The 23,842-nt window shown below is 60.9% G+C and carries 32 protein-coding genes; 3 read left to right on the top strand and 29 right to left on the bottom strand.

Annotated features, from left to right (window positions below; all coding sequences use genetic code 11):
• Positions 1 to 81 precede the first annotated feature (81 nt).
• Positions 82 to 705, top strand: a complete 624-nt coding sequence (locus ACUTAG_RS05870; RefSeq protein WP_054446977.1) for a DJ-1/PfpI family protein — start codon at positions 82 to 84, stop codon at positions 703 to 705.
• Between the two features lie 95 nt (positions 706 to 800).
• Here ACUTAG_RS05870 and ACUTAG_RS05875 read toward each other — a convergent pair whose 3' ends face one another.
• Positions 801 to 1,178 (bottom strand): HVO_A0114 family putative DNA-binding protein, encoded by a 378-nt coding sequence (locus ACUTAG_RS05875; protein ID WP_054446998.1) that lies wholly within the window; start codon positions 1,176 to 1,178, stop codon positions 801 to 803.
• A gap of 2 nt (positions 1,179 to 1,180) precedes the next feature.
• Positions 1,181 to 1,462 (bottom strand): toxin-antitoxin system TumE family protein, encoded by a 282-nt coding sequence (locus tag ACUTAG_RS05880; RefSeq protein WP_054448812.1) that lies wholly within the window; start codon positions 1,460 to 1,462, stop codon positions 1,181 to 1,183.
• A gap of 585 nt (positions 1,463 to 2,047) precedes the next feature.
• On the opposite strand from ACUTAG_RS05880, the gene ACUTAG_RS05885 reads away from it, so the two are divergent.
• Complete coding sequence (locus ACUTAG_RS05885) at positions 2,048 to 2,713, top strand: SOS response-associated peptidase (protein ID WP_446650016.1); 666 nt, start codon at positions 2,048 to 2,050, stop codon at positions 2,711 to 2,713.
• 3 nt (positions 2,714 to 2,716) lie between these two features.
• Here ACUTAG_RS05885 and ACUTAG_RS05890 read toward each other — a convergent pair whose 3' ends face one another.
• Positions 2,717 to 2,905, bottom strand: a complete 189-nt coding sequence (locus ACUTAG_RS05890; RefSeq protein WP_426789132.1) for a hypothetical protein — start codon at positions 2,903 to 2,905, stop codon at positions 2,717 to 2,719.
• An 88-nt stretch (positions 2,906 to 2,993) separates the two neighbouring features.
• Here ACUTAG_RS05890 and ACUTAG_RS05895 point away from each other — a divergent pair, with 88 nt between their 5' ends.
• Positions 2,994 to 3,287 (top strand): hypothetical protein, encoded by a 294-nt coding sequence (locus ACUTAG_RS05895; RefSeq protein ID WP_316313766.1) that lies wholly within the window; start codon positions 2,994 to 2,996, stop codon positions 3,285 to 3,287.
• On the opposite strand, the gene ACUTAG_RS05900 is transcribed toward ACUTAG_RS05895, so the two are convergent.
• From ACUTAG_RS05900 to ACUTAG_RS06025, 26 genes are all read right to left on the bottom strand, one after another.
• Positions 3,284 to 3,739 carry a hypothetical protein gene (locus ACUTAG_RS05900; RefSeq protein ID WP_446650017.1) on the bottom strand — a complete coding sequence of 152 codons (456 nt, stop codon included), beginning with the start codon at positions 3,737 to 3,739 and terminating at the stop codon, positions 3,284 to 3,286. The genes ACUTAG_RS05895 and ACUTAG_RS05900 overlap by 4 nt on opposite strands.
• A gap of 29 nt (positions 3,740 to 3,768) precedes the next feature.
• Entirely contained in the window at positions 3,769 to 4,233 is a 465-nt protein-coding gene (locus tag ACUTAG_RS05905) for a hypothetical protein (protein WP_446650018.1), read from the bottom strand.
• Complete coding sequence (locus ACUTAG_RS05910; protein ID WP_446650019.1) at positions 4,230 to 4,694, bottom strand: hypothetical protein; 465 nt, start codon at positions 4,692 to 4,694, stop codon at positions 4,230 to 4,232. The genes ACUTAG_RS05905 and ACUTAG_RS05910 overlap by 4 nt, the downstream gene beginning before the upstream one ends.
• Positions 4,678 to 5,139 carry a hypothetical protein gene (locus ACUTAG_RS05915; protein ID WP_063588331.1) on the bottom strand — a complete coding sequence of 154 codons (462 nt, stop codon included), beginning with the start codon at positions 5,137 to 5,139 and terminating at the stop codon, positions 4,678 to 4,680. The genes ACUTAG_RS05910 and ACUTAG_RS05915 overlap by 17 nt, the downstream gene beginning before the upstream one ends.
• Positions 5,136 to 5,561 (bottom strand): M15 family metallopeptidase, encoded by a 426-nt coding sequence (locus tag ACUTAG_RS05920; protein WP_446650020.1) that lies wholly within the window; start codon positions 5,559 to 5,561, stop codon positions 5,136 to 5,138. The genes ACUTAG_RS05915 and ACUTAG_RS05920 overlap by 4 nt, the downstream gene beginning before the upstream one ends.
• A 63-nt stretch (positions 5,562 to 5,624) precedes the next feature.
• On the bottom strand, positions 5,625 to 5,972 hold the full coding sequence (locus tag ACUTAG_RS05925) for a hypothetical protein (RefSeq protein WP_446650021.1): 348 nt from the start codon (positions 5,970 to 5,972) through the stop codon (positions 5,625 to 5,627).
• A 14-nt stretch (positions 5,973 to 5,986) separates the two neighbouring features.
• Positions 5,987 to 6,976, bottom strand: coding sequence for a hypothetical protein (locus ACUTAG_RS05930; protein WP_446650022.1), 990 nt, complete (start codon positions 6,974 to 6,976; stop codon positions 5,987 to 5,989).
• A gap of 142 nt (positions 6,977 to 7,118) precedes the next feature.
• On the bottom strand, positions 7,119 to 10,997 hold the full coding sequence (locus ACUTAG_RS05935) for a host specificity protein J (RefSeq protein ID WP_446650023.1): 3,879 nt from the start codon (positions 10,995 to 10,997) through the stop codon (positions 7,119 to 7,121).
• Positions 10,985 to 11,371 carry a hypothetical protein gene (locus ACUTAG_RS05940; RefSeq protein ID WP_446650024.1) on the bottom strand — a complete coding sequence of 129 codons (387 nt, stop codon included), beginning with the start codon at positions 11,369 to 11,371 and terminating at the stop codon, positions 10,985 to 10,987. Before ACUTAG_RS05940 ends, ACUTAG_RS05935 begins: the two co-directional genes overlap by 13 nt.
• 1 nt (position 11,372) lies before the next feature.
• A complete protein-coding gene (locus ACUTAG_RS05945; protein ID WP_446650025.1) occupies positions 11,373 to 11,849 on the bottom strand; it encodes a DUF1833 family protein in 477 nt (158 codons plus the stop codon).
• Position 11,850: 1 nt separating this feature from the next.
• The gene (locus ACUTAG_RS05950) at positions 11,851 to 12,198 is read right to left on the bottom strand and encodes a hypothetical protein (protein ID WP_446650026.1); all 348 of its coding nucleotides are present in this window, start codon (positions 12,196 to 12,198) and stop codon (positions 11,851 to 11,853) included.
• A gap of 1 nt (position 12,199) precedes the next feature.
• Positions 12,200 to 14,536, bottom strand: coding sequence for a phage tail length tape measure family protein (locus ACUTAG_RS05955; protein WP_446650027.1), 2,337 nt, complete (start codon positions 14,534 to 14,536; stop codon positions 12,200 to 12,202).
• A 4-nt stretch (positions 14,537 to 14,540) separates the two neighbouring features.
• Complete coding sequence (locus ACUTAG_RS05960) at positions 14,541 to 14,759, bottom strand: hypothetical protein (protein WP_327764650.1); 219 nt, start codon at positions 14,757 to 14,759, stop codon at positions 14,541 to 14,543.
• Positions 14,760 to 14,839: 80 nt separating this feature from the next.
• Positions 14,840 to 15,181 carry a hypothetical protein gene (locus tag ACUTAG_RS05965; RefSeq protein WP_446650028.1) on the bottom strand — a complete coding sequence of 114 codons (342 nt, stop codon included), beginning with the start codon at positions 15,179 to 15,181 and terminating at the stop codon, positions 14,840 to 14,842.
• A 2-nt stretch (positions 15,182 to 15,183) separates the two neighbouring features.
• Positions 15,184 to 15,663: a phage tail tube protein gene (locus tag ACUTAG_RS05970; protein WP_446650029.1), complete on the bottom strand. Its 480-nt coding sequence runs from the start codon at positions 15,661 to 15,663 to the stop codon at positions 15,184 to 15,186.
• Positions 15,664 to 15,722: 59 nt separating this feature from the next.
• The gene (locus ACUTAG_RS05975) at positions 15,723 to 16,085 is read right to left on the bottom strand and encodes a DUF3168 domain-containing protein (RefSeq protein WP_446650030.1); all 363 of its coding nucleotides are present in this window, start codon (positions 16,083 to 16,085) and stop codon (positions 15,723 to 15,725) included.
• Positions 16,085 to 16,573, bottom strand: coding sequence for an HK97-gp10 family putative phage morphogenesis protein (locus tag ACUTAG_RS05980; RefSeq protein WP_446650031.1), 489 nt, complete (start codon positions 16,571 to 16,573; stop codon positions 16,085 to 16,087). Before ACUTAG_RS05980 ends, ACUTAG_RS05975 begins: the two co-directional genes overlap by 1 nt.
• Positions 16,570 to 17,961, bottom strand: coding sequence for a class I SAM-dependent methyltransferase (locus ACUTAG_RS05985; RefSeq protein WP_446650032.1), 1,392 nt, complete (start codon positions 17,959 to 17,961; stop codon positions 16,570 to 16,572). Before ACUTAG_RS05985 ends, ACUTAG_RS05980 begins: the two co-directional genes overlap by 4 nt.
• Before the next feature lie 11 nt (positions 17,962 to 17,972).
• A complete protein-coding gene (locus ACUTAG_RS05990; protein ID WP_446650033.1) occupies positions 17,973 to 18,431 on the bottom strand; it encodes a hypothetical protein in 459 nt (152 codons plus the stop codon).
• A gap of 34 nt (positions 18,432 to 18,465) precedes the next feature.
• Entirely contained in the window at positions 18,466 to 18,801 is a 336-nt protein-coding gene (locus tag ACUTAG_RS05995) for a phage head closure protein (protein WP_446650034.1), read from the bottom strand.
• Positions 18,798 to 19,172: a head-tail connector protein gene (locus ACUTAG_RS06000; protein WP_446650035.1), complete on the bottom strand. Its 375-nt coding sequence runs from the start codon at positions 19,170 to 19,172 to the stop codon at positions 18,798 to 18,800. Before ACUTAG_RS06000 ends, ACUTAG_RS05995 begins: the two co-directional genes overlap by 4 nt.
• The gene (locus ACUTAG_RS06005) at positions 19,169 to 19,939 is read right to left on the bottom strand and encodes a hypothetical protein (RefSeq protein WP_446650036.1); all 771 of its coding nucleotides are present in this window, start codon (positions 19,937 to 19,939) and stop codon (positions 19,169 to 19,171) included. Before ACUTAG_RS06005 ends, ACUTAG_RS06000 begins: the two co-directional genes overlap by 4 nt.
• Positions 19,929 to 21,308 (bottom strand): phage portal protein, encoded by a 1,380-nt coding sequence (locus ACUTAG_RS06010; protein WP_446650037.1) that lies wholly within the window; start codon positions 21,306 to 21,308, stop codon positions 19,929 to 19,931. The genes ACUTAG_RS06005 and ACUTAG_RS06010 overlap by 11 nt, the downstream gene beginning before the upstream one ends.
• Positions 21,305 to 21,589 carry a hypothetical protein gene (locus tag ACUTAG_RS06015; protein WP_446650038.1) on the bottom strand — a complete coding sequence of 95 codons (285 nt, stop codon included), beginning with the start codon at positions 21,587 to 21,589 and terminating at the stop codon, positions 21,305 to 21,307. The genes ACUTAG_RS06010 and ACUTAG_RS06015 overlap by 4 nt, the downstream gene beginning before the upstream one ends.
• Positions 21,590 to 21,651: 62 nt before the next feature.
• Positions 21,652 to 23,034 (bottom strand): phage major capsid protein, encoded by a 1,383-nt coding sequence (locus ACUTAG_RS06020; RefSeq protein WP_446650039.1) that lies wholly within the window; start codon positions 23,032 to 23,034, stop codon positions 21,652 to 21,654.
• 102 nt (positions 23,035 to 23,136) lie between these two features.
• Positions 23,137 to 23,742: an HK97 family phage prohead protease gene (locus tag ACUTAG_RS06025; RefSeq protein WP_336235738.1), complete on the bottom strand. Its 606-nt coding sequence runs from the start codon at positions 23,740 to 23,742 to the stop codon at positions 23,137 to 23,139.
• Between the last annotated feature and the right edge of the window lie 100 nt (positions 23,743 to 23,842).

Genomic DNA, 23,842 nt, shown 5'->3' on the forward strand with positions numbered 1-23,842 from the left:
GTGCGATCCGGATTGATACGCTGCGAACACTAGCACAGACCGCCGCGGCATTTGCATGGCGGCCCTTCTCCTGGAGTTCGCTTGAAAGAAATCGCACTGATCGCGTTCGATCAATTCACCGACATCGACCTTTTCCTGATGTGGGACATATTGGGCCGCAACACGCGCGACTGGAATACGCGCATCCTGGCCTCCAGGCCGGTCATTCGATCGGCGCACGGCCTGTCCATTTCGGTACACGGCGCCCTGTCCGAGGCCAATCATGCCGACGCGGTGCTGTTTGCCAGCGGCAGGCAAGGCATCCCGGCCGCGCTTGCCGACCCGGATTTCCTGCCCGCCTTCCGGCTCGATCCCGCGCGACAGCACATAGGCTCCATTTGCGCGGGCGCCTTCATTCTTGAAAGGCTCGGACTGCTTTCCGGTGGCCGCGCCACCACGCACCCGGACGCACGCGGCGGCTTGCAAATGCTGGGGTTGGAACCCGTGGACCAACCCCTGGTATGCCGGGGAAGCATCGCAACGGCTGGCGGCTGTCTTGCCGCGCTCTATCTGGTGGGCTGGATGGTGGAATCGCTGTTCGACGCCGAAAAACGGCGCGCAACGCTGCTGCCCGTGCTACCCGCGGGGCAGCAGGCGCTTTATGAGGCGCTCGTCGACCTCAGTGTCCGGCAAGGGATGAATGGGGAAGGCGCGTTGGCGGGTTGACGGGTTTGTTCGCGATAGATCGGCTGGCTGGCAAACCAAGATAAATCAAAAGAATCGCTGCACCCGTATGGGATCCGCCGTGATCCGTCAGGTCGCTACGCGGCCTTGCGCATGTCCTCGGTGAGGTGCATATCGATGTGGATATCGGCGAACGGACATATCAAACCGCCATCCTCTTCTTGCTCCAGGAGGCCAAGGTCAACGAGAGCGCGAGCATCCTGGTGAACGCGCTTCACATCCCGCCCCAGGCGGCGAGCCAGCTCGCGCACGCCGACTCGGCCTGCGCCCAACATCTCCCGCACCATGTTCCACCTCAACTCCGTCAACTGCCCAAAGAAGGCGGCTGCGGATTCGAAGTTCAGCCGCTCCCCTTGGTATTCGCCGGATTGTGCGCCGGCGGCCGCTCGCTTGCTGGCGGCGGCCAGAAAGGCCCGCCAATCCTGATTGATGGTGACAGTCAAAGTCCGCTTCATGTTCAGCCCCTCCACTTCGCGACCTCGGCGACGAAGTCTTTCAGCAACGGTTCCACGCCGCGAAATTCGTACGGAAACTCCTCGTCTCCCCGGTGCATGTGGTCGCCCTTGCCGCGCTCATTGTCGAAACCTACGATTCGCTGTCCCCCACGGGCATATACCAACCGGTACTTGAACCCATGCGTGGTTGGTGGAACCGGCTGCGGCACCTTCCAGATAACAATTTGCATAATGCCGCCTTCGGCATCGACGCTTTTCTCATTGATGAGCAGAGTAGCGCCCATGTTGTCAATTTTGCCAACAAGATAAAGTGTTGTCAAAATTGACAACGCCGTGTCTGAAATCCCAGGCATAGCCCCGTCCCGCGCGAATTGGCGGGCATTGCGACAATGGTGGATTCGGACTTGCGTGTCAGCATCATGCGCTGAAAAGCAGATGCATTTACGCCGCAGTATGCCGGGCCCGCGGGCATACGGAGGGAGGCCGGGCGAAACAGGATCCCCCGGGGACAGTCAGCCGGAACGAAAATCCCGATCCCCGCCGAAATGCGACCCGAGTCTTGGAGCGGCGGCGCAAGGCCAAGGTGAGGCCGACATTTTGAAAGCGCGCCAGGTGTTAAAGATAGGGCAGCGCAAAAGAAAACAGCCGCTCTAAGCGGCTGTTTTCCATAGAATTTTTGGGGTGGCTGATGGGACTCGAACCCATTTATGCGGGGCAGGCCGGGGAATGCTGGGGAGAAATCCCCTTATTTATCAATGGGCGCTAGAAATGTCGTTCCCCACGATTCCCCAGATTGTTCCCCGGATTGTTCCCCGAGAATGCTGGCAACTTTGATGGCCCTATACTGGCCCTTCCCACGGGAGGCCATCATGTGCAGCCACTACCAGACCCTGAAGGACGCCGAGCTGCTGCTCAAGAAGTTCGGCGCGCCCAACAAGCCGGCTGGCGGCAAGTACGACATGTGGCCGCGCTACCCGGGCGTGTTCATCCGGCGCCCGGTTGAGCATGACGCCGGCGATGAGGCGGTGCCGGAGCGCGAGGCGGTCGTGGGCCGCTGGGGGCTGATTAGCGCCATGACGAAGGCGGACGGCCTGGACAAGGCCGGAAAGCTGTCGACGTTCAACGCCCGCAGCGAGACCGCGGCCAAGTCCTTCACCTTCGGCAACGCCTGGCGCCGGGCCCAGCACTGCATCATCCCGGCGGCTGCTATCTTCGAACCCGACTGGCGGTCGGGCGCTGCGGTGGCCACCCGCTTCACCCGGGCCGACGGCGCGCCGCTGGGCATCGCCGGCCTGTGGGATCGCTTCAGGGATGCGGCTGGTCAGTGGCAGGAGAGCTACACCATGCTCACCATCAACGCCGATCAGGACCCGCTGTTCCGCGACTACCACCAGGCCGGCAAGGAGAAGCGGATGGTCGTCATCCTGCCCGAGGGCGCCTACGGCGATTGGCTCACCGCACCGGCGGATGCGACACGGGATTTCCTGGTGCCCTTCCCGGCCGACAGGCTGGTGGCCACGCCCATGGAAAAGTAGGCGTCAGCCCTTGACCTTGTCGTAAAGCAGGATCGCCGCGGCCAAGGTCGGCTCCATGCCGTGGCGCGTGCCGTTCGCGGCCCAGACCTCGTACTGCCAGCGGTTCTGCGCGTATACCCGGCAGATCGTCCAGCCGCCAGGACCCGCCCAGTAGTATTCGTCCCTCTGCTGCCAGTCCGTCGCGTCGGCCATGTTCCGTCCCCTATCGGCCGAATTCGGGGCCGAATTGCGCGAATTCTAGGCTTGATTACACTGTATGTCCATACAGGTGTTTTCTGCCATGCCGTTCAAAGACCCACTCACCACCGAGCAGCTGCGCGCCATCCGCGAGCGCCAGCCATGGAACCCCGATGTGATCGCCCTGCTCTGGGAGATCAAGCGCCTGCGCATCTGGCCATTGCGTTTCAACCAGATGGTGAGCGAACTGAAGCGCCCTATTGGAATAACTGGAGTGGTCTACGACGAGGCAGTGGAAGAGCTACCCAAAGAGCCCTGTGTGCAGGACCAAATGCAGATGACGGCCGAGTTGCTGGAAGAGCCGCGCAAGCTGCGCAAGGGCATGGCGCCGCGCTAGGGCTTCGGCCACGCCTCTACCATGGCCCGCTGCCGCGCCGCGCACTGGCCGTACTGCACCGCCAGCGCCATGTAGCTGCGCGCGAAGTCGTCCCAGCTATCGCTGGTCACCTCGGGCACCGGCGGGCACGGCTGGGCCAGGTTGGCCGGCAGTTGGGGCCGGCCTGCACCCCACCCCGCCGCCTCGCCCTTCTTCAACGCTGAAGCCTGCGAGGGCCCAATCGGCACCGGCGAGTATTGGGCTAAGACCGCAGCAGCCCATTCTCGCGTTTCGCCACTGGAGCGATCCGACGTGAGCGCGGATATTGCGAGCTGCACATAATCCCGCCGGACCTCCTTGTCCTTCTCCGCCGCCTGAAACTGCCACCCGAAGAAGGCGACGAGGACAGGGATAGCAATCATCGAGAGAATCTGGGCAATATCTTTGCCCTTGGCCAGCCAATCTCGTTCCATCGTGAAGCCTCCGTAACAATGGCTGGATTCTATTCCGAACGCTGGAGGGCTTTGATATAGCCCTGCAGGCCGTTCACTTGGTCGGCCCATCCTGCGGCATCGGCAGCCAGGTCTCCATATTCCGCGTAGCACGCTGCAAAACCTCCGATCCAGTCGGGGCCGGCCTCATCAGGTCGGCGGCTGGCTCGGGGATTCGCGGGATCACGGCCGTTGGCGCGGAGCACGCGGTCAAGCTCAGCACGGGCAGCAGCCAGGCCAGTTTTCGCAGCCTCGCGCGCCAGGACGGCACCACGGTATTGGGCATCAGCACGGTCTTTCTCCAGTTGGTAGGCCTCGGTGATGGCGCGCTGCGCCGCCTCGGCACGGGCGCGCTCCTTGGTGACGCCGGCGGCCTCCCGGTGCGCGCCGTACAGCACCACGCCCGCGCCCAGCGCCATCACCACTGCAGCGCCGCCGATCCAGGGCAACGCCATTTTCCAGAAGGGATTCATCATGGCGTGTTCAACCATTCAGGTACGCGCGCGGGCGCGGCAGGCGCGGGCGGAGTCAGCACTTCCTCCACTTTCTTGACCGCTGTGCTGGCGGACTTCGCAGCCGCGGAGGCCTTCTTTGCCGCCGTGCCCGCCTTGGTAGCGGCGCCAGCGGCGGCCTTGATGGCTCCCTCGGCAGCGTCCGCCGCCTTGTCGACCTTGTCCGCCGCCAACTCGGCAGTCCCGGCCGCGCGGCTTATCGTGGCTGACATCGCGGCCAGGGCCTGCCGGTAGTCTTCGCGCTGCTGGGTGTTGGCCTCGGCCTGGGCGGCCAGCGCCCGGCTGGCGCTATTCCAGGTGGTGAGGCTTCCGACCGAGTAGCCGCCTCCGAAGATGGCCGCCACCAGAACGACCGCGTACAGCATGCGCACCGCGCGCGCCAGCTTCGGATGCCGGCACAGGCACCATTCATGCAACTTTTCCACGGACCTCTCCTTGCAGCGCCTGCACCTGCGCGGTCAGCTCCGCGATCAAAGTGTTCTGCCGCTCAATCGTCTGCGCTTGGTAGGCGGAGCGCTCATTGAGCGCCGCGAGCTGGGCCTGAACTTTGGCCAGCTCCAGATAGATGTCGTTACGCTGCTTGAACGCATCGTTGGCCGAAGCGCGCGCAGCCTCGGCGGCCTGGCGCTCGACTGCAAGTTGGCCCTCCAAGCGCTCGATCGCGTCCTTCTCCGACTTGGCACCGGCGGCCGATACCGCCAGGCGCGCCATAAGAATCGGCAGGACCTTCCACATAGCGCCGCCGCCGATGAGCGCCGCTACGAGATAGCCAACGATCTGGGAAAGGGTCAGCGGCTCGCCGGCCGCCGCGGCGCTCGCCGCATCGGTGCCGACCACCGCCAGCAGGAAACCCAGGTTCTCCTGCATCATTCGAGCGCGCGCGCGACTGCGCCCTTCCAATCTCGCGGAATCTGGAAGTGCGGGCCGTCCTTGAACGTCTTCCAGTCGCCGCCCCACTCCACCGGCACGCCCAGCTCTGCAGCGCATGCCTTCACGGTGTTGGCCAGCGCGCGGAACTGTGCCCAGTCATCCCAAGGAATGGCTCCGGCCACTAGGGGAGCCAAGTCAACCGCATGGCCATAGCCGTCCGCCTGCTTCAGGTGGTAGCTGTTCTGCGTCTGGCTGGCCCCCTGTGCGACCAGCTCGCGCTGGCGCTCTGGCGTGCGCATGCCTTCCACAACCGTGAAGTCGACTGTCGTGCGTCGGATCGCCAGTTTGACGATTTCGACAAGGTCGGGGTGTACACCCACGAGCCGCGACAAGCTACGCGTTGACAGTTGGAAATTGCTCATTACCCCCCCTCACTACAGGCGAAAAAAAGGCCGCCGAGGCGGCCCGCTGGTATAGTCGACACGTCACGCTTGAATCTGGGCGGCTGCAATAAAGAGATCATCCAATTGGGCGTCAGCCCACCCCAACGCCGCGGCGCCAGCCGCCATCGTCGAGCTAGCGCGCGCAAACTCCGTCGCGGTATCGAACGCGAGTTTGTGCAGTGGGTCGGTACTGGGATCATGCGCCCAGGCCGTAACCGCATCCAACAGGCCGGCCTGCATGAGTGCGGCAAGCGCCTGGTAGCGGGAAACCTTCAGCGGCACAGTCGGCCCCACTTCCGGCCACTCATCCGTCCATTCCTGGTCGGGCCGCTGCCTCATCGCGAAGGCGCCGACAATGGCGCCGCTTTCGTCTCGGTCAACAAATGGCATGGCTTATTCTTCCTTCAGTCGATGGCTTCAAAGGCCACGGTAAAAACGTCCCAGTTGGAGGTGACCGGGGCTCGCATATAAATCTGGCCGGCAGTAGAGGTTGTAACGGTGAGGCGCGACGTTGGAGTGTCCGCGCCGACCGGGCCGCCGTCGCCGGTGTAGTCGGTAATGGTGCCGGTCGTGGCCAGGCCTCCAGGAGTGATCATCACCTTCGTCCCCGCCAGGCGGCCGACGATGCTGATATCAGCCCGGCAGATACGGCCGGCGGGAACCGATAGGGAGAGATTCAGGCCTGACGAGGTCACTGAAACGGGCGATGCATCAGCACGACGATATCCCCAGGAGAAGAACATGCCGTTCTGCAGCAGCGGGATGATCACGTTGCTTGCGTCCGTTACCCGCCAACCCACCCAGCGATACTGCGTGAAGCCCGCCGGCCGGTTGGCCGCGTTCGGGTCGGTATCTAGGCAAACATCCACCGCGCCAGTGGTGGGGTTCAAGATCACGAAGATGTGATACGGAGTATTGATCGCGCGCACGCCCGAGCAGATGCCGTTACCGCCCTCCCCCGCCGTCCACCCACCAGACGCCTGCAGGTTCTTGGTGCGCGCCGCGGCCAGGATGATGTCGCAGAAGTCGGACTCGGCTCTCCAGTTCCCGGCAGGGACGAGGATGGACACATTGCTCGGCGTTGTCACGCCAGAGTTGTTGCGGTGCTTGGCCGGCAGCTTGTTGGGAACGTAGACACCAGCCCCCCAACGATAGGGGCCATAGCCTTCGACCCAGATTTCTCCCATATTTGTCGTTGGTATCGCATTCGGCGCCACCACAGTCAACGGCGTGCCGAACTGCGACAACCGCCGATTTACCCACGCCTGTGACGCATACAGCGCACCATCGGGCGGCGTGGCCGGCTCGGAGAACAATGGGCCCAGATCTACCCACTGCGTCCCTGCTGCGTTGCGCCGCTTTAGCCGGCCGTTCCCTGTGTCGGCCCAGGTCATGAAAGGTTGGGCAACCGCTGCGGGGTCCGTTGACCCGGCAAAGTCCGTCCCGAGAGTCATCAGCGCATCGTTCACACTGCTTACGAGAGCTGCCCCGGATAGAGGCGGAGTAGTCGGTACTTGAATCTGCGTTTGTGTCATATCAGTATCCCTGCGCTAACCAATTTATCTTCCGATGTGCTGGCGTGCCGCCATTGCTAATGATCACGTTGAAGCCACTTTCGGTTTCTCCAGATAGTTTGACCACGTCTCCGTCGAAAGCATCGACCACAGTAATTTGCACGTTCGGCTTAGCATGAAAGACCTTTTCATAAACCACAGTGAGGCCTGTTACCGGCACCGTCACCCCCTCGCTGCGCTGGAGCAGGTCAGGCACATCAACGGTCCAGTCAAAGCGGGTCACAAAGGGAACGATATTCGGGTCAGCCGTCGACAGGAGCAACCGCACCTGGAACCACCTTGCGTTGACCAAACCCGGGACATAATCCAGCCAGTCGGACCAAGCGCCAGCCGCCTGCGCCGACCTAATTTGTGGGCGGGCCGATACGAACTGTCGGTTTGATTCGCCCAGGACGTCGGGTACCTCGAATACATCAGGTACCGCCAAGATGTCTTCATCCAGCTTCTGAGCATGGAGATCAATATCGAAGCCAAGCCGCACTGGGGCTACGTAGCCGATATCTACAATATTCGCGCCAGACGAGGTATAGATACCTGCACCACCGGCTCCACCAAACCAGAGCAAGTCCGGAACAGCAAACACATCCGGGACGCCAAGTATGTCGCCTGTGGGGGCCAGCGTCAGCATGCCCGAGTAGATCAGTGCATCTCCGGCTAGTTCTCCATCCCAATCCGGCTGCTCCGAGACCGTCAGAATGACATTGCGCTCCAGCGAAGCACCAGCAATTTGAAGGCTGTCTGCCTCTCCGTAGATGATGACGCCGCTAGATAACCTAAATCGCGCCGCGACCCAATAAAGCCCATTTCCCGTGGCCAGCATCTCCAGGCCGTCTGTGATTCCAACCACAGACGAATTCGACCACGATGGCCCCAGGCGCACCTCATAGGAGGGTTGCCGCATATCGCTAACACGATTCCACACAAGAACCGTGAGGCCATCTCGGAAGACGCTCGACAGGCCCGTGACTGCTGGCAATGGTGCGCTCAAGCCCAAGACGGTGTAGGACTGAACCCGCGGAGGCCCGAGCCCTTGCGCATTGACAGATTGCACCGACACGCTAAGGACGTCGCCAGCTCGGGCGTCAACGAGCAACCGCCGCTCTTGTGTTCGCACGGCGGGCTGCGCTATTCCATTGATTGTCACTGTGACAGCCGCCGGTAGTGGCACTGACATCACCCAACCAATTTCTACCGCGACACTGTCTGAATCAACGCTACGGAGGATCTCCGAAAATGCGATCGCGAAAACTTGCCCAGACAGGAGAGCGCCGTCGCGCGGGGGCGTGTATTGGTATGGATTGTCCTCACATTTGTAGTACTCAGGATCGTCGTCGATCGCTTCGAACTGGATCCCGTCTCCAGAAGGCTTTACTGCCGAAACTTTGAAGCGGCGCCCTGGTGTGGTAACCGGGTCAAACTGCCATGCCCAGTCGAACGGGCTGCAATCCTCATAGCCCTCATCCCCGGGCATAGGAAAGCCCTCCAGCGGCGTCACAATTCGGAGCTCGTCCACATCACCTATAGCCGAGGCCACGCTGACGGTCTTGAAGTTTCCGTCTGGGTCACGCAACAAAACGGTCCCGCTACCAGCACTCGGCACACGCTGCTGCAGCTTCATCAGCGGGTTACTTCCGCCGTGGCTGCCAGGCAACAAGCGACCGGAATAGCCCCAAACCGTCAAGTCGTGGGAGAACGACACCACGTCGCCGCGTACACATACCAGCCCTTCGAGATCCGTCTCCCAGGTTACGCGCCTCCGCCTCCACACTTGCGACGCGGCAATTAAATTTGCCTCCCGACCAGCAACATCCTTGTCCGTACAGCCGTCGAGATCCAGTTGCAGGGGATTGTTCGTCGACACTACGCCCGGGACCTTGACGCGGACCTCATCCATCTTGTAATCCGTATCCCGGTTAACAAAGTTCAGAACAACTTCGTCGACGCTCCCCTCGTTGACATACGCTATCTTGAATGAGCCCGCCTTTACATTAAACGGACCGAAGATGGCAGTGACCGGCACATCCTCAGCATCCCATACCACACCGAGCTTCCCAGATTGGTATGTCATTGAAGCGCGGCCGGCGCGTGCGATCATCTGAAGCACCGCGGCTCCGCTCATCTTCTGATCCAACACATAGTCGAAGGTCAGCTCTTTTTCCTCGCACCAAAGAGCCCAAGCCTTGATCGCTTCAATGTCGATCTGTGAATCTGCATACCCGGCCCCATACAGCCGGCTTCCATCGGAAGCGCGCTTGCCGCGGGCGAACCACAAAAACCACCAGGCGGGGTTGCTGGTGTACTCGTTCACCCAACCCGTACCTCGCCATACCGTACACCACGCGCTCGCAATCCCCGAAAGCTCGTCAATGGCGCCGTTCAATTGCCCCGAGGCCTTAATGCGAACACCCAACCGGCACTGCCCCGAGTAATCGGCGAAATCTTCCCGATAGGCCAGAATTTGGGACACAGCGGTTTCATTGGATTCGCGAGGCGTGTTCAGGTCCCCGGATAGCTTCCAGACTCTTACCTCGTACTGCCCTGCTGGTACAGCCCAAGTAACCTGAAGTCGTGTTGGTTCTTGGCGCGCTCCGGTAATGCGAATTCCAGATTGCCCAGGCGTGATAAGCGGATCTGGCGCCAAACCGACCCACGGCTGCCCCATCTGGTAAGGATGGGGCACCCATCGCCACACCCCAACACCACCGCGCCCCTGCGATGCCGCAGCTAGTTGTGGATCAAAAATCTCCTCCTGACCGTCGTAGTGGTCGTTCGAATGAATGGACCCCTGGGCAACCTGAAGCCCCGAATTCTTATCTCGGAGAGACCAGTAATTCGTCGCATATACTGCCCCGACCTCGTCGCGCTCCACCCAGTCGCCGCCGTCCGTGTTGCGGTACTGTAAACGCAGCTCGACCGTCCGCGTGATGAACCCGCCTTCGTCATTGATGCCAAAGATGCGCGCCGCAAGCTCCACCGACAGAACCACTACCCCGGTATCCGTGGTGCGGCTGTACCATCCGTCCTGCTCGTTGAGGGTGAACCCCTGAATGGTCTGGACGTTCCCGGGGAACATGGAGACCTTGCCATCAGTGCCGCCCATTTGGGTTTGGACACCTTGAAAGTCCTCGATCGGTGTGTTTCCGATCTTCAGGTCTGTAATGCTGATCGAGGTTCCTTGCAGACCAAAATGAAAAAGCTGGTTCAGGTACTGATCGTCTCCAACTTGTTCCGTAAACGGATTGGCGCCGATATCAGGGACCAGCTTGTGCTTGCCGAAGACGAGTAGCATTGGCTCCCAGGGACGCTTCCGATTCCTCCCACCCTGGATAGAATAGGTGGGGCTACTCTCGTACTTCTCGCCGGTGCCGAGCTTTGCCGCCGTGGGCATTGGCATGGGTAGCAGTGCGTTGACCATCATGCTGCCACCGAGCATGATCAGCGAACCGCCAACCGCGGCCGCGGTCGTCCCCGTGAATCCGATCGCAGCCCCAAGCGCTGCGCCATACCCGAGGCTGACTGCAACAACCGCGATCATAGCCACTGTTCGCAGCACCTTGTTGCCGCCCCCTCCGCCAAGTCCGCGTGCGCTGATGACAACCATGTCGCCATGGCGCGGAATCAGACGCTGCCACAGTGCGAGCGGCACCTCACGCCCGTTATGCTCGACACGCAGCACACGTGACGGAACCGTGATTCCGACGCGCCGTACGTAGGCGCCCAGCGTCTCGCCAGGAGCGAAGCACTCAAAATGCTCGGTACGCTCTCCGCCCAGCGGTTTCGGGTACACCACCATCGAAGGAGTGGCTACCGGACCCATCGCCCGACGTGTCACTTTTTCCATTGGTAGAACCCTTCCAGCTTGTAATCGACCATGAGCATGCGCCGTAGCGGCTGGCGAATCACCGCGCCGAACCCCTTGTCAGCGTGGAGCACCCACCATTCATTGGCAAGTTGGCACATGACTCCGATATGGAACAGATCCCCTCGGGAGCGCAGCAGCACCGGGTGACCTTCGACAGGCTCTGGCACCTCGTCAGCGAATTCACCACGATGGGCTCGGATCTGTGCCGACTGTGCACGCAGCGCCGTGGCATGGCCGTCCGGCAGGCCTACTGTGATGCCAAGATGCTCACGGGCCACCCGCTCGGCAAAGGCGGCGCAATCGCCCGTCTCCGGCACGTATGCCTGATTCACGTACTTATCTGACCAGTGCATATCAGAAAGCGCCGGGCGTCGTCGACGGATCAAAGCGCACCGTCACGGCAGATTGCATAAGCGTGTTCTTGAAACCAAGGTCGCCTGTCACCCGAAAATTGGTGATCGCCAGGCCGGTCAGGTCGAGGGTCATGTCGAACTCGATGTTAGTGGGCGCTGATCGCAGCACCATGATGATTCGGCACTTCGCGCCGGCTCCACCTTGGCTTTGTTCAAGCCATTGCGTGAGCTCGCGCCCGATGTTGTCCACTTCAAGGCGCGCCTGCGGCACCTGCTCGTCCTGGTCGTCCGGCAACGTCAGATCGAAGCGGCACGCGAAGAACGTATTGCCCTCGATGGTGATGTCCAGCGTGTCGTTCACGAATCGCGCCGGCACCTCCAGACCCGGGTGTGTGATCTCGATGGCAGCCAGCAGCGGTTCGTCGGCGGAGGTCGCCAGCAGGTTGCGGGAGGCTTCGGCAGAAAGCGATCTGGTCACGTTAACCGACCGTTTCCAACTGGGCGTTGGCTCGCCAGACTTTCCCAGGACTGGTCCATGCGACTTTCCCAGACACAATTCGAGCTTGCTTCAAAACGCCATCAAGCGGATCTATCCAGTCGAACCAGGCCGCCCCGCCATTCAAATCCGTTTCCAGCCATTGATCGAAGTCGATTTTCTGTGCGGCTGAATCGACATGGATACTCACATCCCGCGTGACGATCGGCGTCGTCCATCTTGGACGTTGCTTTGCGATGCCGCCATCCATCTCCGTCCGAAGGATTCCAAAATCGGCCTCCTCCTTGAACCCAGCCAATAGGATCTTGGCGTAACTTGGGAATGTAGCCATATCAGCGGTTCCTCGAAATTTCACGAACAGCCGCCGCTGTTGGCCCATTTCGGCGCATATCTCCAACTATGATGCTGATCACTTGGCCTTCGGCGTCGAAGCTAGTATTGGCTCCTCTCACTTCTTGAGGTGTCCCATTGTTGATGATTTCGACTCTCGTGGATCCGCCCTGCATGGCAGGCATGCCACCCGAAGTGCCAACGTAGCCACCATCGGCATATCCTCTCAGACGGTCAAGGAACCCCACGCCAAGACGACGAGTAGCTTCGGCGGGGATGACGTATTCACCAGCATGCACAACGCCGGCGGGATCGTACTTTCCTCCCGGGCCTGTATACCCACCATCGGCGAAGAACATCAGACCGTCTCCAGCAGACCCGACTTGAGCAGCGGTTGGCGCTGGCCCGGCCCCTCCCCCGCTACCGAATAGCCCCGAAAATGCACCGCCGAGCAGACCGCCAATTTGGCCCGACTTGCCGAAGTCCCCGAAAAGAGCACCAGCTAGGTTTGCAGCGGCGGCATTCGCGGCCATCTTGAAAATCATATCGGCGAACTTCGAGCCAATGTTCTTGAAATTCCCGCTCAAGACGTCCTCAAGCGTGTCGCCCAAGGCATCCTGGATGTTTCTAGCTGCCTGGACGGCGAACTCCGTCATGCCATCCGCGCTTTCTCCGAACTTCTCTTCCAGCTTTTCAACGGCTTCGTAGTACTGCTCCGCGGTCAGGGCGCCGTTATGCAACCCCTCCGTCAGCAGCGTCAGCTTCGATAGGTAGTCGTTGGTAGCGGCCTGGTCCGGATACAGCTCGTCCAGGACCTTGGACAGCGCCGCGGCCTGCTTTTGAGATTCTTCGTATGCCTTGGTCTGCTCGTTGATGAAATCCAGTGTCTGGGCGGCGGCCAGTGCTTCGTCCTGTTGCGCTTGGGTCTTGAACGTGACCGATCCGATGCGAACCTGCTCAAGAAGCTTCTCGTACTCGGTTTCCTTGCCGATTAGCGCAATACGCTGATTCATCTGGTCGATCAGCTTCTGTCCCTGATCGACTCGCTCCTTGGTCGCCTTTTCCGCAGGCGCTGACGCGGCTGCACGAATAGGCTCTAGAGTTGTCGTAGGCCCACCAGTCTCATCGACACCGGTGTACCCCTTAAGGATGTCCCTGTCCTTCGCGTTTAGGCGTCCCTGGGCGAACACCAACCGAGCCTCGCCGGCACGGATAGCAGACTGCAGAACGCTGATACGCTGGTCATAGTTCTCGTTCTGCTCGAACCCGAACATGTTCGTGCTTTTGCCAGACGGATTCGCGGCCTGCGCCTCGCGCAGCTTTTCTACCGCCGCACGGTTCTCGTTCAGCCTTTTGGTGATGTTCTCGACCTCCTTGGCGGGGTCGGAGTCACCAAAAATGGTATCGGCCACCTTAACGTTGATCGCCTCGAGCCAACTATCCGCAGCGTCAGCGGCCTTTTTGAACTCGTTGATGACCGTTACCAGGCCGGTGGCCACTTCAGCGAGAAAGGTCGTGAACGCGCTAAACGTGGCCTTTGTTTCGGACGAACCCAGCAAGTCAGTGAATTCATTAACGGCAGCCGTCAGGCCGTTAACGCTGTCGTCGTCGCCCGTCATCAGATCATTGATCTGATTCTGCAGGGCCTCGAGCGCACCGCCGAGGGTATTCCTGGCCGCGTCCGCCGCGCCGCCGTAGGAGGATTCCAGCGCTTTCAGGATAACGTCCTGCGCTTCGGCTACGCGCCCAGTCTGCTCTAGCGACTCAACCAGCTTCTTCTGGTCTTCGGTGAACCGGAAGCCTTGCTTAGACAGCGCGGTCAGGCCCTTGCTGGGGACATCGAGCGCCTTCCCTACCGTCTCGGCAGACTGCTCAACCGTCATCCCGAGGCGAACGGACATGTCGATCGCAGCCTGTAGCGCACGCGGGAACTCGTCTCCAACCACGCCGGTATACGACAGCAGCCGCGTCTGGGCCCGGTTGATATCGCCTTCACTGACTACGCCAGCCATGCCGCTGGCCATCTTGTTCAGTTCCGCGGCAGTGAAGCCGGCAGCGTTCCCCGTCGATTTCAGGACGGCCGCTAGCTGGGCCTGTTCACTCTGGGCGTTCTTCGTTTCCTCGATGAACTTCCCGAAGACCGTACCGAACCCCACACCGAGCAGCGCGCCGCTGAGAAGGCCGGCGAAGGCGCTACTTACTGAGCTAGCCGTCTCCTTCGCCTGTTTCTCGATCTCCTTGAAGCGCTTTTCGGCCGTTTTGGACGCACGCTGGGCGTCCGTTTCGAACGAACCCGTCTTCATCAACAGATCGACGACGATACTGCCGGCTGTTGCCATCTATCTATCCTTGGGGTTTGAGCCCGAACGCCTTGAGCGTACGAAGGTCTGCGTCAGAGAGGTCACGAACAATGGGGCTCGAGAGCCATTCGATTTTTTGGGCCATGTCACCGCCGCCCATGCTTTGCGATATCAGCGCAGCAGGTCGGTGGAACATGTGGAGATCGTCAAAGGGATAGCGCTCATAGAATGCCTTCCAAAATTCGAACTCCCGCTGGGTCATGGCCAGCCGCAATTCCTGGATGGTGCGACCGCCAAGACGAAGCGCCAGGACGGCCCACAACCAGTCATCGCTGCCAGCCTTTACGTGTTTCCCGGGTCGTCCTGCTCATTCTTGTCGTCTGCCCCAAGGCCGTTTGCCTCCAACACAGCCTTGAAAATTGCTTGCATCGGCGCCGGGTTGAGCCGAGATGCCTGTTCAACCGTAAGTTGACGCTCACCATCCTTGTTGCACAGGCAGTCCGCTATCAGAATCGCCATGCCCTTGCCGTTTGCCACAGGATCTGCGGACTTCACGGCATGGGCGTAAGCATTGAATGCTGCACCGCTGTAAGCCCGAAAGTGAAGGGTATGCAATTTGCCGTCACCCAAAGGAACGTCCTTGGCTTGAACGGCTTCAGACGCGAAGAACGATTTGTCCAGCATGCTTAGGCCTTCGGGGTCAAGATGACGGGGCCGGAGCGCTGAATGGTCAGCGTGCCGCGCACGATTTCATTGTTGGCGATGTCCAGGTTCAGGTCGGCGATATAGCCTTGGAACTTGATGCTCGTACGGCCGGCCGGCGCCTCGATATCATCGTTCGAATCCAGCACCGGAGCGGCAGTACCGTCCGACAGCAAAATGATCCAATCCAGCACGTCACGCCCAGCTTTCAGATCGAAAAGGTCTTGATGCGAGGCGTTCGCCGGGATGAAGTTGAACGGCACGGACACCTGGCCAGGATTACCCAGGCCGCCGGTGTATTCCTTGTCGTCCTGGGTGTCCAGGCAGGTGGTTTCGACTTGGTCAGCAGCGCCACCCAGGCCGGTGATCCCGGTCGGGCACGCCATTTTCACCAGCGTGGGCGTCGAGCCGACAGTCTTGAAGTACAGCTCGGTACCTTGGGTTTTTACGATTCCAGCGGTCATTGCGGGCTCCAAAAGAAAAAGCCCGCTCGAGGCGGGCAAGGCAAAACTAGGGGAACGGGTTAGCGGGAGTTGATGAAGTCGGCCTCTAGGCCAATCCTGTACAGCTTGGTATCGGGATCCCGAAGGTTCACGACGATGCGATTGGCAATTCCGGCCATGTCCACGGCATTACGGACTGCCACGGCAAGCTGCTCCACCTGCAGGTCGGACATCGACCAGCAGTCAATCTGCACACTGTCAAAGTCGCCGCACGGTGTGCCGCTCAACTGGTCATAGGGTTGGCCGGCGACCTCGAACCACGTCACATACGGCTTTGCAGTATCCTGCGGTGCTACACCATGGCGGAATATCCGCACAGGATCGCCACCCACAATCGCCAGGACGGCGGGCGTCTGAAGGGTCTGAAAGACGGCAGGCAGCATCACTTGTTCCGGTTCTTGGCGCCCATGTCGGCGACCACCTTGTCAATTCGCTTGGTCAGGTCTTTCGTGATCGTGTTGATAGCAGCTTCGCCATGCAGGCGCACCGCGGGACGCAGCCAAGGCGTAGCCGGCTGATCTTCCGTCCCGTATTCCATGAAGCTGGCGGTTGCTCGCGTGGTCACTGGCTTGCCCTTCTTCCCCGGGTAAGTCTTGCGACGAACCCGAACCAGATACCGCTCACCCTTACCGGTGCTGGGCGGCTTCCCGCGGCTGGAAATCACGTTCTTCTCCAGCAACCCCGTCGACTCGTCGCCATGCATCGCAATGGCGCGCCGCAAGTTCTTCTTTGCCTCGTCACGGATCAAGCGAGCGCCCTTGGCCAATGCCAGCTTTACCGGACCACCACGCTTGGAGACGATCTCCGGCGGCAAGCTCTTCAACAGGTCGATTACGCCATCGACACCGGAGAGTTTGACCTCGACCTTCACGCGACCCTCATGAATGCATAGCTGCGGATACCTTCCCGGCCCAGCTCGGTTTCAGCTGCGTTGTGTTCCATGCAGGCGAAGCCTTGCGCCTTCATCCAATCCACCAGGCCGCGGTGACTGAAGTACCAGATATGCTCACCCGGCTTATAGTGCCGGCTGCCAGGCACGCCGTCGCCTTCTTCGAAGATCGGGATGGAGATGAACGCCCATTCCCGGACCTGCGCGAGCAGCGCTCCCGGATCCGGAATATGCTCCAGGCTGTCCCAGCAAGTGATGGCGTCAACCGGACGCGCATAGGGATCGCAAAAGGCGCCCCGCTGGCGCAGCCATTCGTTGGCTTCGACATTGACGTCGTAGCCCTGCGCGGCTGCATACTCGACAAAGCGCCCACCGCCGATGCCGATATCAACTACCTGGCCGGCATAGTGCCGACGAACCAATGCCAGGCGCGATTCGGTCAGCAACTCCCCCATCGGGGATGCGTCCCGCTGTCGGAATTCCTCCCAGTAGCTCGTGGTGTAGTCCATAGCTGGCCGGGGATGGAACCCCATGCCACGCTCAGGCCACCAGATCAGGGAGTCTTCGTAGCCAGTCGGCAAAGTCACTCGCATGGTTCTTGATCGCTTGTCGCAGTTGTGCTGTTTATGCCGGCAACGGCAAAGGTTGTCCGGGACCGCGAACCGAATTCGGCTCAGGTCCATGTATTTCTCGTCCGTGATCAGTTCCGGGGCGTTGAATCCGCCCTGCCCCCCGCATATGACCCACGCGGGAACCTTCATCGCTATGGATGCGGGCAACATCCAGCCGATTCCGCCTATCACCGCCTGGGCATTACGAACCAGGGCCATAAGCTGGCGCACATTGAACTCGCCAGCGTGATAGACCTCGTCCGCGGGCGGCAGCTTCCCCACCGCCCACTCCTTACCCGCCTCCAGATCCGCCACCGAGATCACCCGGTAGCCTGCTGCTCGCGCAGTCTCGGCGGCTTCAGCGATGTACATGGTCAGCGGGTTGCGCGCTTCCGCTACCCACTCTGCCCGCACAGTCGCCGGCCGAACTACGATGTACCGCCCAGATACCGGCGAAGGTCCGAAATCTGGCAGGTCAAACGACCCAGGCGCCACGCCGAAGCATCGACGCATCCCGGTCACAATCCCGGCCGTGCCGTACTGCACCGTCACCACTGATTCCCGGGGCGGCTTTTCCCAGCGCGAATCCTGCTGCAGCGCCATGTTCTTGGCTTGCGTCCGCAATGGCGTTTCCGCCTTCACGAACTTCACCACGGGCAGGTCTTCGTACAGCTCTGGCCAAGGCGTTTCTAGGTAAACCGGCCCCTGCAAGCGCTTCACAAAAGCCCGCTGGTAGATGTTGTCCCCCAGCCCCTTCATACCCCGTACTATCAAGCTGCCTCCATGGGAAAGCAGTCCAACGCCGACCCGGGCGTACAGTTCACTACTTCGACCTTCGGGTTGGTACGCGCCCAGTCCCGAAACTGCTGCAGGTGTACCGCTCGCCGATGAGGCTTCGTGTTGACCAGGCCGTTGGTGTACTCACCGAAGTAATGCGATCCGTGCATGTCGAATCCGTACAGCCGAATCCGGGTAGCGCCAAAGTTCACGGCCACCTGCAGAGCCAGGACACCGCTCGCCCACTGCGTATTACCGGGGCGGCAACGCTCAACCCCAGGAAACTCACTGCTCGAATATCTGCGCCCCAAAAAGCTCATCGCCTCCGGGTAGGCCCGCCACCAAGCCCGGTCATTCGCAGCCAGGAAGTCAGCCCACGGGGCCAGCTCAAACACATTGCTGACCACACCGACGCGCTTACCACGCATGGATTCGGCCAGGTCACGGCTCATGCTCGGACCCGGCGCCAGCAACACAAACTCCAATTCAGCCCTCGTTCACACCGGCTCCGACCGGCAGGGTGATGTACTCCAGGCCGCTATCCTTGTCGGCCAGCACGCCGCGGATGTTGTAGGCGACGCCCCGATGGATGATGCGATCGGTGGCCAGGATATCGCGGGCTCGGATGGTAATGCGCGCCGTAACCTCAGATTGCCCCGCGGCAGATTGCACGAACTCTCGAGCAGACAGCGGCTCAACGGCTGCCCACACTCTGGCAATCTCCGTCCAGCCTTCCGTGACAGCGCCGGTGACTGGATCCTGCGTCACACCGAAGCGCTCAATGGAAACCCGATGGCGAAGTCGGCCGGCTTCCAAGCTCATTGAACGGTACTCTTTCGCAGGCCAGACAACAGACTGGTGGCACCAGCACCAAGCACGAATCCATATCCCCAATGGGAAGGAACGGTGCCTGCGTCGGACCCGTCACGGTAACGATATTGCTGGGCCAGTTCGATGAGGACCGCGGCTTTGACCGCAAACTTCGGGATAGGGTCTCCGTTGGAGTCGGCTGCGGGGATTGGATTGCCAGCGCTATCGATATCGCCTGAAGGCTCATACGCGCGCCATGCATCCTTAAGCCAAGTGAAGACAGCACTTTCGACGGCAGGGATCCAAGTGGCGAACCATGGATCGTCGTCCAGAGAATCAACGCGCAGATGCATTCGGGCTTCTTCGACGGTAACCAGGCTCATGCTTGGTCCTTCAGCTTGATCGGGACTTCAGGCGTGGCATCCTTGCCTTTGGGGCCGCGCTCGCCATCCCGCCCCTTACGAGCGGCTATTACCCAGTCTTCACCAGCCGTTTCAGGTTTGGCAGGCGTGTCCTTCTTGGCGATCCACAGCGAACCATCATGAACCCACGCCTCACCCGCCTTCGCCTTCGTGCCTTCCCGCCAGTAGCCACCAGGTCGGATACCTCCGGCAGGATAGCGAATCTCCTTCACTCGGCCGGCGCAGGAAGCCTTGATCCGCACCTCGTGAGTTTCGTCCAGGTACTCCAGCTCGAACGCCTCCAAGCCAAGACCGTCCACGCCGTCTTTACCATCACTGCCGTCGCGCCCATTCGAGCCGACCACCGGCCCAAGATTCTTGACCTCTCCATTGCTCATCGTGACGAGCAATGCGCCTTCGCGATCGATCATCGCTCCGGCCATCCCAAGGCCGTCTGCACCCTTCTGACCGTCTTCACCCTTAGCGCCGGGCTCGCCGTCCTTCCCATCCACCCCATCCTTGCCATGCACGACCGGGATGGACTTCACGGCCTCGTCAATCATCTTCTTGACAGCCTCCATGTCGCAATCCCTGCCGTCGCGGCCATCGGTGCCGTCTTTGCCGGCCAGGGGTTGCGGCAGCTCGGCGAGTTGGGCTTTCAAGCGCGCTATCTCGTCCTTGAGCGGCTGCACGGCCTTGATGATCGCGTCGCCCATGGCTTGGCCGAACAGTTCAGGGTCAAACGACATAGGTAGGCTCCAGGGCTTTCTTCATTGCGGCGATAGCCTTGTGGGTACCTGCAAAGGCGCGCAATTCTTCTAAATCAGGATCCGGCTCGGGTGCAGGAGCGGGCGCGGCTGCGGGTTGCATGGCTGGATCCCACTCTTTACGGTCAGCAAGCATGCCCAGCGGATAGTCCTGGTTCTGGCCCCATAGCGTGTTTCCTCCAGCAGTCGGCGCCAGGTTGAACGGACGGCGGCCCTCGTCAGGCGTCTTGATCATGCCGCTAACCAGTTTCGTGTTGATCTCGGCCTTCTTGGCTTCGTCCATCCGCAACAGTGGCTCCGTATCCAACTCGATCCCCAGTGGACTGACAACCTTCAGGCCGTCGTCCAGCAGGTCTTCCATGTGCTGAATGGGCGCCTGAAGCGCATCGCTGTAGTACATGAGGTTCACGCCGTCGACGCCAAGGCCCGAGGGAATAGTCCCAATCCCGACCTTGAATGGAGGAATCCCGAACGGCTGGCAGATTTGCTCATCGCTGTAGCGCATCTGCTCAATCATCTGCGCATCGATGCTCTTCATGGCGAATGGGGTGAACTTCATATCGGCGCCGATGATGGCCACCTTTCCGGACTTCCCGTCCGAGAATTCCTTGTTCCAATACTCCTGAACCGCCTTGGCGTCTTCCTCTTTCATGCCCGCGGGCGCGGTCAGGAGGCCACCAGGCTGAGCGTTGTTCGCGAAGAACTCCGTCGCCGACCGCATGATCTTCATGTTCTTCAGCGCCGGCCAATGGGCTGCAGCCAAGGGGGGAACGCCAATCAGAGGATGGTGAACGGTCATACAGCGGTCGTGAATGATCTCGCTGGCAGGAACAACCAGATTCTCGGCCGGGTAGCCTTCCGGCAAGGTGTTCAGCTTGTCAGTCTGCAGCTGGTAGAACACCGCGCCCGAATCGGAAACCATCGGCAAAACGCGCTCAGGATCCAGCACATACAGTTCCGTCACCACTCCGCGACCGTCCCGGCGCTTCAGAATGTAGGCGTTCCCTTGGGTCAGCTTGGTGATGATCCAATACTCGCGGAACTGGGCCGGCGTCTGAAACCCGTTTGGTTTTCGTAGCACCGGGTCATATGCGGGATTGGATACCTCCGTCCACACCCCGTTAGCGTCACGACTGCGCAAGGAGAACGGCAACTTGCCAATATCCGACGAGATGCGGTAAATGCATGCATACAACGTCGGATATGTGATCAGATCACCCTGCTTTTCCTCAATATTGCGCTGCCAAGCTCCCGCGAAAGGCTCGCTGATGATCCGCCACGCATTGCGCCACGTTCCGCCAACGGTCTCCATCGCCTTCTGACGCCCGAAGGTGAACCCGAGAATCTTCACTCGGTGGCCTCACGCAGGGCTGCGCGCACCTTGTCCGCGCCGGCCTTGTGATGCACCTTAACGCCTAGCTCGCGAGCAAGCGCGTGGAGCGCTTCACCGTCCAGGGCGTCCAGGTCGACGTCCTCGTTCGGGGCAGCAGAGACCGCAGCGACCACAGGACTAGCCGCCGCCATATCTCGGGTCAGGTGGGTGCCCTTTCCCAGACGCTGCAGCAGTTCGGCATCCCGCGCAGACAGCATCCGTTCACGCCCGTTTTTGTAGGTGAAGGTCACTTTTCGCATGTCAGTCCTTTCGTCTTGCAGAAGGGGCCTCCCTTCGGAAGCCCCTTGAACCTGACGGCTGATTAGGCGCAGGGGTTCCAGTTCGCGTTCGCCCAGACGACCGCTTGCGGGCGGCGCTTGGCGAAGTTGATGAAGCGTTCGACCAGGAAGGCCACACTGTTGGTCTGGAACATCGACACCACTTGCGCCGCGGTGGGCGTGGTGCTGTTCATGGTCGGCGCGTCGTCCATCACCAAAGAGGCCTGGTCAGACATCGACACCTGCACGCCGCCTTCGTCACCGAGGAAGATCTCGTCGCCCTTGATCAGCATCACCACCGAACCGCTCGAATCGGTCGGGATGTACTGGGACGTGAAGACCGGCAGGCCCATGAAAGTGCCACCCGTGGGAGTGACGCCCGGGAAGGCCGGGGCGCCCATTGCGTTGACCGCCGACGACAGGTCGATGGCGACGGTTTCCGGCATGACCCAGAAAGCACCGGCCACGCTCAGGTTTTCGCCGACCAGCTCCTTCAGCATCGCCGCGGCGTCGCAACGGATGCCTTCCACGCTGCCGTCACCGGTCAGCGTCAGGGGCGTCACGCCGTTGCGGATGCCGGCGGGAGTGGACCCGGCCACAGCCGCCGAGGCGCTGACGAACGTCCCGTCGATTGCGGCGTTGACCGAGCGGGCCAGTTCGTCACGGATCAGCGCGTCCGCAGCCACCGAAGCGCGATTCAGCAGTTCCTTCGTGGCGGCAGCGATTGCAGCGACCTTCAGGGGTTCCAGCTTGGTCTTCGTGTAGGTCCACTGCGTCAGGGGCTTGGCAGCACCTTCAGCGGTCCACTTGGCCGCGCCAGCCGAACCCTGGATCATCACCGGGGTATCGAACGGCAGGCGGCGCAGGCGGTCGCTGATCTGGCCGACCACCGAACGGGCGCGCAGGTATTCCACGAAGTCGGCGAAGTACCCGCCACCTTCGAGGATCAGGTTGCCCGCCCAAGTAGCGTTACCGGTATTGGCGGCGGGAACGGCGGCCTTCGTGAACGACTTGACCAGGGCCTCGTCGTCCGGGTAGACCGATTTGGCGATCTGCGCCGGATCCATGTGCTCGATGTGGGCCAGAGCCTTCACGCGGGCCACCCGGGCAAAGCCGATGCCAGGCTCCAGCTTTTCCGTGTTCTTGACCTGCACCGGCAGCGAGCCACCGGCAGCCGGAGCCGCAGCCTTAGCCGCACCGGTCACGGGGGTGGCGGAAGCAGCGTCGGTTTGGGCCAGCAGCGACAGACGGCCGATGTCGGCGTCCAGGCGCTTGATTTCGCTCTGCAGCGTGTCGAACTGTTCCGATTCGCCCTCGTCCATCGAGCGACCTTCGTCGACCGACTTCTGGGCCACCGCACGCATGGCGGCGTCCTTCTCTTGGCGGGTCGCCTTCAGCGCCGCGACTTGTTCAGCAAACGTCTTCATGACGAATTCCTTTCAGAAATGAAAAAACCGCCTCGAGGGCGGTTGCGTATTGGGGTTTGATCTGTGCGGCCCACGTTCAACGGCGGGCGGCGGATCGGAAAACTAGGGGCGGCTCAGCCGAACGGCCCCGTTGAGATTCGGTTGCGGCCGAGCAGCGGTGACGAGCTGTACAGGGCCTGATTTGCGAGATGCGAAGTCCAAAGACTTGATAACGTTGATTGCTTCGACGGAAAGCGGACGGCCGTCCATTGACTTGACGGCGTTGATGATCGCAGCGGCGTTTGCCGGGATGGATACGCTCGAAAGCTCATAGATCTCGACTTCCTGGAAATCGATACCGCCATCTTCCTTGTATGCGTACTTCAGCGGACGAAAGCCAATGCTGACCGCCCGCACCAACCCGTGCTGGATCTCTCCCCACGCGGTGTCAAGCCGATCCTTCAGAGAGCCCGGCTCGTCGATAGTCGGGATCTCTGCTTCGAACTCGATCCCCTTAGCGGTTGGCGTGTCGAATCGGACTAGGCCGATTGGCATGTCATGTCGATGCTGGTGCAGCAGAGGTAGCGGATTCTTGAACTTGGCACCGAGCGGGTTGATGATGTCGCCCACTCGGTCAACGGCCGGCGTCGTCGCCCAGCCTTTGAAGGTGCGCTTGGAGGAATCCAATGCCTTCACCTCAAATGCGGCGTATGCACGTTGGTTGTTCATTTCTGATTCGCTTCCATTTTGGCGAGCCTGGCTTGAGCCTTCTCGCACATCCTTGTCATGCCGCGCCGGCACAGCCACGCGACCAGTTTCCGTTGCCGGT

This window comes from Achromobacter sp. CSND-B12 (genome assembly GCF_052906545.1).

Bases quoted from the DNA above. Each gene is read 5' to 3' on its own strand.
- ACUTAG_RS05900 (WP_446650017.1), bottom strand. From the start codon at position 3,739: ATGGAACGAGATTGGCTGGCCAAGGGCAAAGATATTGCCCAGATTCTC.
- ACUTAG_RS05920 (WP_446650020.1), bottom strand. From the start codon at position 5,561: ATGAGCAATTTCCAACTGTCAACGCGTAGCTTGTCGCGGCTCGTGGGT.
- ACUTAG_RS05960 (WP_327764650.1), bottom strand. From the start codon at position 14,759: ATGACCCAGCGGGAGTTCGAATTTTGGAAGGCATTCTATGAGCGCTAT.
- ACUTAG_RS05925 (WP_446650021.1), bottom strand. From the start codon at position 5,972: ATGCCATTTGTTGACCGAGACGAAAGCGGCGCCATTGTCGGCGCCTTC.
- ACUTAG_RS05985 (WP_446650032.1), bottom strand. From the start codon at position 17,961: ATGAAGGGGCTGGGGGACAACATCTACCAGCGGGCTTTTGTGAAGCGC.
- ACUTAG_RS05975 (WP_446650030.1), bottom strand. From the start codon at position 16,085: ATGCTGCCTGCCGTCTTTCAGACCCTTCAGACGCCCGCCGTCCTGGCG.
- ACUTAG_RS05955 (WP_446650027.1), bottom strand. From the start codon at position 14,536: ATGGCAACAGCCGGCAGTATCGTCGTCGATCTGTTGATGAAGACGGGT.
- ACUTAG_RS05990 (WP_446650033.1), bottom strand. From the start codon at position 18,431: ATGAGCCGTGACCTGGCCGAATCCATGCGTGGTAAGCGCGTCGGTGTG.
- ACUTAG_RS05930 (WP_446650022.1), bottom strand. From the start codon at position 6,976: ATGACCTGGGCCGACACAGGGAACGGCCGGCTAAAGCGGCGCAACGCA.
- ACUTAG_RS05950 (WP_446650026.1), bottom strand. From the start codon at position 12,198: ATGGCTACATTCCCAAGTTACGCCAAGATCCTATTGGCTGGGTTCAAG.
- ACUTAG_RS05895 (WP_316313766.1), top strand. From the start codon at position 2,994: ATGCCGTTCAAAGACCCACTCACCACCGAGCAGCTGCGCGCCATCCGC.
- ACUTAG_RS05970 (WP_446650029.1), bottom strand. From the start codon at position 15,663: ATGACCGCTGGAATCGTAAAAACCCAAGGTACCGAGCTGTACTTCAAG.
- ACUTAG_RS05880 (WP_054448812.1), bottom strand. From the start codon at position 1,462: ATGGGCGCTACTCTGCTCATCAATGAGAAAAGCGTCGATGCCGAAGGC.
- ACUTAG_RS05890 (WP_426789132.1), bottom strand. From the start codon at position 2,905: ATGGCCGACGCGACGGACTGGCAGCAGAGGGACGAATACTACTGGGCG.
- ACUTAG_RS06020 (WP_446650039.1), bottom strand. From the start codon at position 23,034: ATGAAGACGTTTGCTGAACAAGTCGCGGCGCTGAAGGCGACCCGCCAA.
- ACUTAG_RS06000 (WP_446650035.1), bottom strand. From the start codon at position 19,172: ATGAGCCTGGTTACCGTCGAAGAAGCCCGAATGCATCTGCGCGTTGAT.
- ACUTAG_RS05875 (WP_054446998.1), bottom strand. From the start codon at position 1,178: ATGAAGCGGACTTTGACTGTCACCATCAATCAGGATTGGCGGGCCTTT.
- ACUTAG_RS05935 (WP_446650023.1), bottom strand. From the start codon at position 10,997: ATGGAAAAAGTGACACGTCGGGCGATGGGTCCGGTAGCCACTCCTTCG.
- ACUTAG_RS06025 (WP_336235738.1), bottom strand. From the start codon at position 23,742: ATGAACAACCAACGTGCATACGCCGCATTTGAGGTGAAGGCATTGGAT.
- ACUTAG_RS05995 (WP_446650034.1), bottom strand. From the start codon at position 18,801: ATGAGCTTGGAAGCCGGCCGACTTCGCCATCGGGTTTCCATTGAGCGC.
- ACUTAG_RS05885 (WP_446650016.1), top strand. From the start codon at position 2,048: ATGTGCAGCCACTACCAGACCCTGAAGGACGCCGAGCTGCTGCTCAAG.
- ACUTAG_RS06015 (WP_446650038.1), bottom strand. From the start codon at position 21,589: ATGCGAAAAGTGACCTTCACCTACAAAAACGGGCGTGAACGGATGCTG.
- ACUTAG_RS05905 (WP_446650018.1), bottom strand. From the start codon at position 4,233: ATGATGAATCCCTTCTGGAAAATGGCGTTGCCCTGGATCGGCGGCGCT.
- ACUTAG_RS05965 (WP_446650028.1), bottom strand. From the start codon at position 15,181: ATGCTGGACAAATCGTTCTTCGCGTCTGAAGCCGTTCAAGCCAAGGAC.
- ACUTAG_RS05915 (WP_063588331.1), bottom strand. From the start codon at position 5,139: ATGATGCAGGAGAACCTGGGTTTCCTGCTGGCGGTGGTCGGCACCGAT.
- ACUTAG_RS06005 (WP_446650036.1), bottom strand. From the start codon at position 19,939: ATGTCGTTTGACCCTGAACTGTTCGGCCAAGCCATGGGCGACGCGATC.
- ACUTAG_RS05940 (WP_446650024.1), bottom strand. From the start codon at position 11,371: ATGCACTGGTCAGATAAGTACGTGAATCAGGCATACGTGCCGGAGACG.